This window comes from Kitasatospora sp. NPDC022785 (genome assembly GCF_055561295.1).
Genome location: NZ_JBVHHB010000046.1, coordinates 32422 through 37765 on the forward strand (window position 1 = coordinate 32422; position 5344 = coordinate 37765).

Genomic DNA, 5344 nt, shown 5'->3' on the forward strand with positions numbered 1-5344 from the left:
CCCGGGGCATCTCCGGGCGCGTCCGGGCCTGCCCGGGGCATCTCCGGGCGCGTTCGGGCCTGCCCGGGGCATCTCCGGGCGCGCCCGGCCCACGTGAGCCCGGCGGCGGAAAACGGCCGGAACACCGTACCCTCCGTGGACGGCCGCAGTACGGACCGTAGCCGAAGCGGCCGTCCACGGCTAGGGTGCCAACCGGCGGGGCGCCCCGGCGGCGCCCGGCCCACGTGCGTGTCCGTTCCCTCCGCCGGGCCGCCGGGCCACCCGTCCGCGGTCCGGCGCACCGCCCGGCCCGCGCGCCGCGGCGGTGCCCCGACAACGAGGAGGCACCCAGAACATGACGGTCTACCAGCCCCCCGGCAGCCCCGGATCCATCGTCAACTACCGTCCCCGGTACGAGCACTGGATCGGCGGCCGGTGGACTCCTCCGGTCCGCGGCGAGTACTTCGAGGACCCCAGCCCGGTCACCGGCGAGGTCTTCACCGAGGTCGCCCGCGGCACCGCCGAGGACATCGAGGCCGCGCTCGACGCCGCCCACGCCGCCGCGCCGGCCTGGGGCCGCACCCCGCCCGCCGAACGTGCCCAGGTGCTGCTGCGGATCGCGGACCGGGTGGAGGCGAACCTGGAGGCGCTGGCCGTCGCGGAGAGCTGGGAGAACGGCAAGCCGGTGCGCGAGACGCTGGCCGCCGACCTGCCGCTCGCCGTCGACCACCTGCGCTACTTCGCCGGCGCGCTGCGTGCCCAGGAGGGCGGCCTCTCCCAGCTGGACGAGGACACCGTGGCGTACCACTTCCACGAGCCGCTGGGCGTGGTCGGCCAGATCATCCCGTGGAACTTCCCGATCCTGATGGCGGTCTGGAAGCTCGCCCCGGCCCTGGCCGCCGGCAACACGGTAGTGCTCAAGCCCGCCGAGCAGACCCCGGCGTCGATCCTGGTGCTGGTCGAGCTGATCGCCGACCTGCTGCCGCCCGGCGTCGTCAACGTGGTCAACGGCTACGGACTGGAGGCCGGCCGCCCGCTGGCCTCCAGCAGCCGGATCCGCAAGATCGCCTTCACCGGCGAGAGCACCACCGGCCGGCTGATCTCCCAGTACGCCAGCGCCAACCTGATCCCGGTCTCGCTGGAGCTCGGCGGCAAGAGCCCCAACCTGTTCTTCGCCGACGTCGCGGCCGAGCAGGACGCCTTCTACGACAAGGCGCTGGAGGGCTTCGCGATGTTCGCCCTCAACCAGGGCGAGGTCTGCACCTGCCCGAGCCGGGCACTGATCCAGTCCGCGGTCTACGACCGGCTGCTGGCCGACGGCCTGGAGCGGGTGCGGTCGATGCGTCAGGGCAACCCGCTGGACACCGAGACCCAGGTCGGCGCCCAGGCCAGCGACGACCAGCTGAAGAAGATCCTCGCCTACATCGAGATCGGGCAGGCCGAGGGAGCCAAGGTGCTGGCCGGCGGCGAACGCGCCGACCTCGGCGGGTCGCTCGCCGGCGGCTACTACGTGACGCCCACCGTGTTCGAGGGCGTCAACAGCATGCGGATCTTCCAGGAGGAGATCTTCGGCCCGGTCGTCTCGGTCACCCGCTTCGAGGACTTCGACGACGGCATAGCGCTCGCCAACGACACCCTGTACGGCCTGGGGGCGGGCGTCTGGACCAGGGACGGCAGCACCGCGTACCGGGCCGGGCGGGCCATCCAGGCGGGCCGGGTCTGGACCAACTGCTACCACGCCTACCCGGCGCATGCGGCATTCGGCGGTTACAAGAACTCCGGCATCGGCCGGGAGAACCACAAGGCGGTGCTGGAGCACTACCAGCAGACCAAGAACCTGCTGGTCAGCTACTCCCCCGACGCCCTCGGCTTCTTCTAGGCCCACCCCCGGGAGCGTGGGGTGTCCGGCCTCACCCGGTGAGGCCGGCGCCCGAGAACGCGGAGTGGGAAGTCGGACCGGCCGACTTCCCACTCCGCCACCACTCCCCGTGGTCCGCGGCCGGACACCCCGGACGGGGCGCCGACCGCGTTTTCTCCCGAGCTCACCCCCCGAGCAGCCGCGCCTTCGCCGCCGCGAACTCCTCGGGGGTGAGCAGGCCCTGCTGGGCCATGCGGCCCAGGTCGGCGAGCTTGTCGGCGATGTCCGGCGCGATGTCCGGCGCGCCGCCGGGCGCGGTCCGCACCGTCTGCGGGGCCGGTGCGGCGACCTGCTGGACGGGCTGGACCCACTGGACACGCTGGACCTGGACGGGCTGGACCTGCTGGACCCGCAGCCCGGCGATCGCCTCGTTCTGGTCCTGCTCGCCACGGCGCCGGTCGGCGGCACCGCGGCCGGCCGCGTACGCGGCTCCGCCCACGACCAGCCCGCGCACCAGGGGCGCGCCCACCGGCCGCATCACCCGCACCGGGCGGATCGGGCGCAAGGGTCGGAACATGGCGTCCTCACTTCCCGGCCGCGCGGTGCGCCTGGGCGGCGCGGACGGCCTCGTCGATGTGCTCCGGCGGGATCCGGACGCCCGAGGCGATCCGCCCCCCGACCGCGCGCAGTGCCTCGGCGGCCTCCTGCGCCCAGACGTGTTCGATCAGTACCAGCAGCGCCACCGTCCCCGGCGCCAGCAGCTCCGCCGCCTCCTGGGCGTCCTCCGGCCCGATCAGCGGCAGTCCGGCGTTCCCGTCCGGGACGACACCGCACAGGTGCTCGAAGTCGGCGAGTTCGCCGTACGTCGCCTCGCCCTCCGGGTGCCGTGTCACCACGAGGGAGTCGATCACGCGGATGTCGCCCGCGGTGCGCAGCTTGCCCAGTGCGGTGGCCGCCTCCACGGTGATGGTCTGCTGCGGGAACGTCAGGACGAGCAGTTCGGCCGGACCCATACGGGCCTCCCTTCTCCGTGCAAATCGCCCATAGCCGGATCTAAGCACACGAATTTGGAAAATATCCGACTCGCCGCCGACATTCCCGGACACGCCCGGGCGACGCAATAAACAGGAAGTCCATACCCGTCGTCCCCCTGGGAGACCCCATGACCATCGCCATCGCCAAACTGTCCGACCCGACCGTCCGCTCCTTCGTCGCCGCGGTCAACGCCGGCGACCGGGCCGCCTTCCAGGCGCTGCTCGCCCCGGGCGCGACCATGTCCGACGACGGATCCGACCGGGACATCGACGACTGGACGGAGCGGGAGATCTTCTCCAGCCGCGGCCGCATGGACGTCCAGTCCGAGTCCGACGGCGGGCACGCGCTGGTCGCCAACTACAGCAACGACACCTGGGGCGAGATGCGCACCGCCTGGCGCTTCGTCGTCGACAACGGGAAGATCTCGCGCTTCGAGACCGGCCAGGCCTGACGCCGGCCAGGCCTCACGCCGGCAGGCCTCACGCGGCACGGCTCTGCCCGACGCCGGGCCGGCCCGGGCCGGCGAGCCCGAGCCCTAGGCGGGCAGCCCGAGGCAGCCGCGCACCGCGCGGATCAGGTTCCGCGAGCGGATGTCGCCCGTCACCCCGGGCTGCATGCCGTTGGTGACGTAACCGAAGCCCAGCCCGAGGTCGGGGTCGGCGAAGCCGAGCGAGCCGCCCCGGCCCGGGTGGCCGAAGCTCGCCGGCGAGGCCATCAGCGCGGTCGGGCCGTGCCGGAAGAAGCCGAGGCCGAACGTCGAGTTGACGATCAGCACCCGGTCCGGCCCGCTCACCACCGGCCCGGCCGCGCGCGTCAGCACCTCCGCGCCGAGCAGCGGCGGCAGGGCCTCGCCCGCCCCGGGACCGTGCCGGTCGGCCGCGCCGACCAGCGCCGCGTAGAACCGGGCCAGCGAGCGGGCGGTGCCGATCCCGCCCGCCCCGGGGATCTCCGCGGCCTGCACCGCGGGGTCGTTGAGGTCCACCCCGGGCCGCACCGAGGCGAAGGCCCGGGCGGTCAGCGAGGCCGGGTCCTGGTAGGCGTCCCGGACCGACTGCTTGGGGCGCAGCCTCAGCCCGCTCGGCCCGGTCCGGGCGGCCTCCGGGGCGGGCAGGTCGACCAGCCTGCCGACCCGCGGCGCGGCGCCGGCCGGCAGCCCGATCCACAGGTCGAGGCCGAGCGGCCGGGCGATCTCCTCCGCGAAGTACTGGCCGACGGTGCGCCCGCTCACCCGCCGGACCACCTCGCCGACCAGCCAGCCGAAGGTGTACGGGTGGTAGCCGTGCGCGGTGCCCGGCTCCCAGGCGGGCGCCTGGGCGGCGACGGCAGCGGCCGCCGGCTCCCAGGTCAGCACGTCCTCCAGCCGCAGCGGCACGTCCAGTGCGGGCACGCCGGCCTGGTGCGAGAGCAGCCAGCTCACCGGCACCCGGTCCTTGCCGGCGGCCTTGAACTCCGGCCAGTACGAGGAGACCGGGGCGTCCAGGTCGAGCTGTCCGCGGTCGGCCAGCAGCAGCGCGGTGGTGGCGGTCAGGCCCTTGGTGACGGAGCGCAGCACCTGCGCGGTGTCGGCCGTCCACGGCACGGCCGGCGCGGGCCGTCCGCCGACCTCCGGGCGGGCGTCGCCGCCCCACAGGTCGACCACCTTGCGCCCGCGCACGTACAGCGCGAAGGCCGCGCCCAGCTCGCCGTACTCGTCGAAGTTGCGGGCGAAGGCGTCCCGTACCGACTCGAAGCCCTCGGCCGTCTCGCCCCAGATCTCCACCACCGCGCGCCGCCCAGACTCGTCCGACATTGGTCCAGTGTCCCGCGTTCGAACCGTTCGAGCCGTTCGAACCGGGCCCGGAAACCCTAACCTGTCCGTCATGACCAACCCTGCCGAAGAGCTGCTGGACGTCGTCGACGAGCACGACCGGGTGATCGGGACCGCCCCGCGCGGGGAGGTGTACCGGGACGGGCTGACGCACCGCTGCGTCTTCATCCTGGTCCGCGACCCCGCCGGGCGGATCTTCGTCCACCGGCGTACCGACACCAAGCTGTTCGCCCCGGGCATGCACGACATGTTCGTCGGCGGCGTGGTCGGCGCCGGCGAGACGTACGCGAGCGCCGCCGTCCGGGAGGCCGAGGAGGAGCTCGGCGTGCGGGGGATCGAGCCCCGGCCGCTGTTCAAGTTCCTGTTCCGTCAGGAGGGCCTCTCCTGGTGGTGCGACCTGTACGAGGCGGAGTGGGACGGCCCGGTGTCGCCGCAGGAGTCGGAGGTCGCCTGGCACGCCTGGCTCACCCCGGCGGAGCTGGACGAGCGGCTGGCCCGCGACGAGTTCGTCCCCGACGGGCTGGAGGCGTACCGCCGCTACCAGGAACTGCGCGGGTAGCGCGGCCGGATAGACACCTCACGGCGCCAAGCCGTCAAGTCGGTGGCCGGGTGGAGCGTGGGGCGGTCGAACAGAGCTGATCTTCGTACGCCAGAATCGCGGTATG

Annotated in this window: 6 protein-coding genes; 3 read left to right on the plus strand and 3 right to left on the minus strand. The window is 73.7% G+C overall.

Annotated features, from left to right (window positions below; all coding sequences use genetic code 11):
- Positions 1-334: 334 nt before the first annotated feature.
- On the plus strand, positions 335-1858 hold the full coding sequence (gene exaC, locus ACZ3YO_RS38795) for an acetaldehyde dehydrogenase ExaC (protein WP_465578860.1): 1524 nt from the start codon (positions 335-337) through the stop codon (positions 1856-1858).
- 163 nt (positions 1859-2021) lie between these two features.
- Here the strand turns inward: exaC and ACZ3YO_RS38800 are convergent, their stop codons facing one another.
- Positions 2022-2414 (minus strand): SHOCT domain-containing protein, encoded by a 393-nt coding sequence (locus ACZ3YO_RS38800; protein ID WP_465578862.1) that lies wholly within the window; start codon positions 2412-2414, stop codon positions 2022-2024.
- Between the two features lie 7 nt (positions 2415-2421).
- On the minus strand, positions 2422-2850 hold the full coding sequence (locus tag ACZ3YO_RS38805; protein WP_465578864.1) for a DUF6325 family protein: 429 nt from the start codon (positions 2848-2850) through the stop codon (positions 2422-2424).
- A 149-nt stretch (positions 2851-2999) separates the two neighbouring features.
- On the opposite strand from ACZ3YO_RS38805, the gene ACZ3YO_RS38810 reads away from it, so the two are divergent.
- Positions 3000-3323, plus strand: coding sequence for a nuclear transport factor 2-like protein (locus tag ACZ3YO_RS38810; protein WP_465545148.1), 324 nt, complete (start codon positions 3000-3002; stop codon positions 3321-3323).
- Between the two features lie 84 nt (positions 3324-3407).
- Here the strand turns inward: ACZ3YO_RS38810 and ACZ3YO_RS38815 are convergent, their stop codons facing one another.
- Positions 3408-4661: a serine hydrolase domain-containing protein gene (locus ACZ3YO_RS38815; protein WP_465578867.1), complete on the minus strand. Its 1254-nt coding sequence runs from the start codon at positions 4659-4661 to the stop codon at positions 3408-3410.
- Positions 4662-4731: 70 nt separating this feature from the next.
- On the opposite strand from ACZ3YO_RS38815, the gene ACZ3YO_RS38820 reads away from it, so the two are divergent.
- Positions 4732-5238, plus strand: a complete 507-nt coding sequence (locus ACZ3YO_RS38820) for an NUDIX hydrolase (protein ID WP_396320103.1) — start codon at positions 4732-4734, stop codon at positions 5236-5238.
- Positions 5239-5344: the final 106 nt, after the last annotated feature.

What these genes read in the sequence shown, in the direction of transcription:
- ACZ3YO_RS38810 (WP_465545148.1), top strand. Translation starts at nt 3,000, where the DNA reads ATGACCATCGCCATCGCCAAACTGTCCGACCCGACCGTCCGCTCCTTC.
- ACZ3YO_RS38805 (WP_465578864.1), bottom strand. Translation starts at nt 2,850, where the DNA reads ATGGGTCCGGCCGAACTGCTCGTCCTGACGTTCCCGCAGCAGACCATC.
- ACZ3YO_RS38800 (WP_465578862.1), bottom strand. Translation starts at nt 2,414, where the DNA reads ATGTTCCGACCCTTGCGCCCGATCCGCCCGGTGCGGGTGATGCGGCCG.
- ACZ3YO_RS38820 (WP_396320103.1), top strand. Translation starts at nt 4,732, where the DNA reads ATGACCAACCCTGCCGAAGAGCTGCTGGACGTCGTCGACGAGCACGAC.
- ACZ3YO_RS38815 (WP_465578867.1), bottom strand. Translation starts at nt 4,661, where the DNA reads ATGTCGGACGAGTCTGGGCGGCGCGCGGTGGTGGAGATCTGGGGCGAG.
- exaC (WP_465578860.1), top strand. Translation starts at nt 335, where the DNA reads ATGACGGTCTACCAGCCCCCCGGCAGCCCCGGATCCATCGTCAACTAC.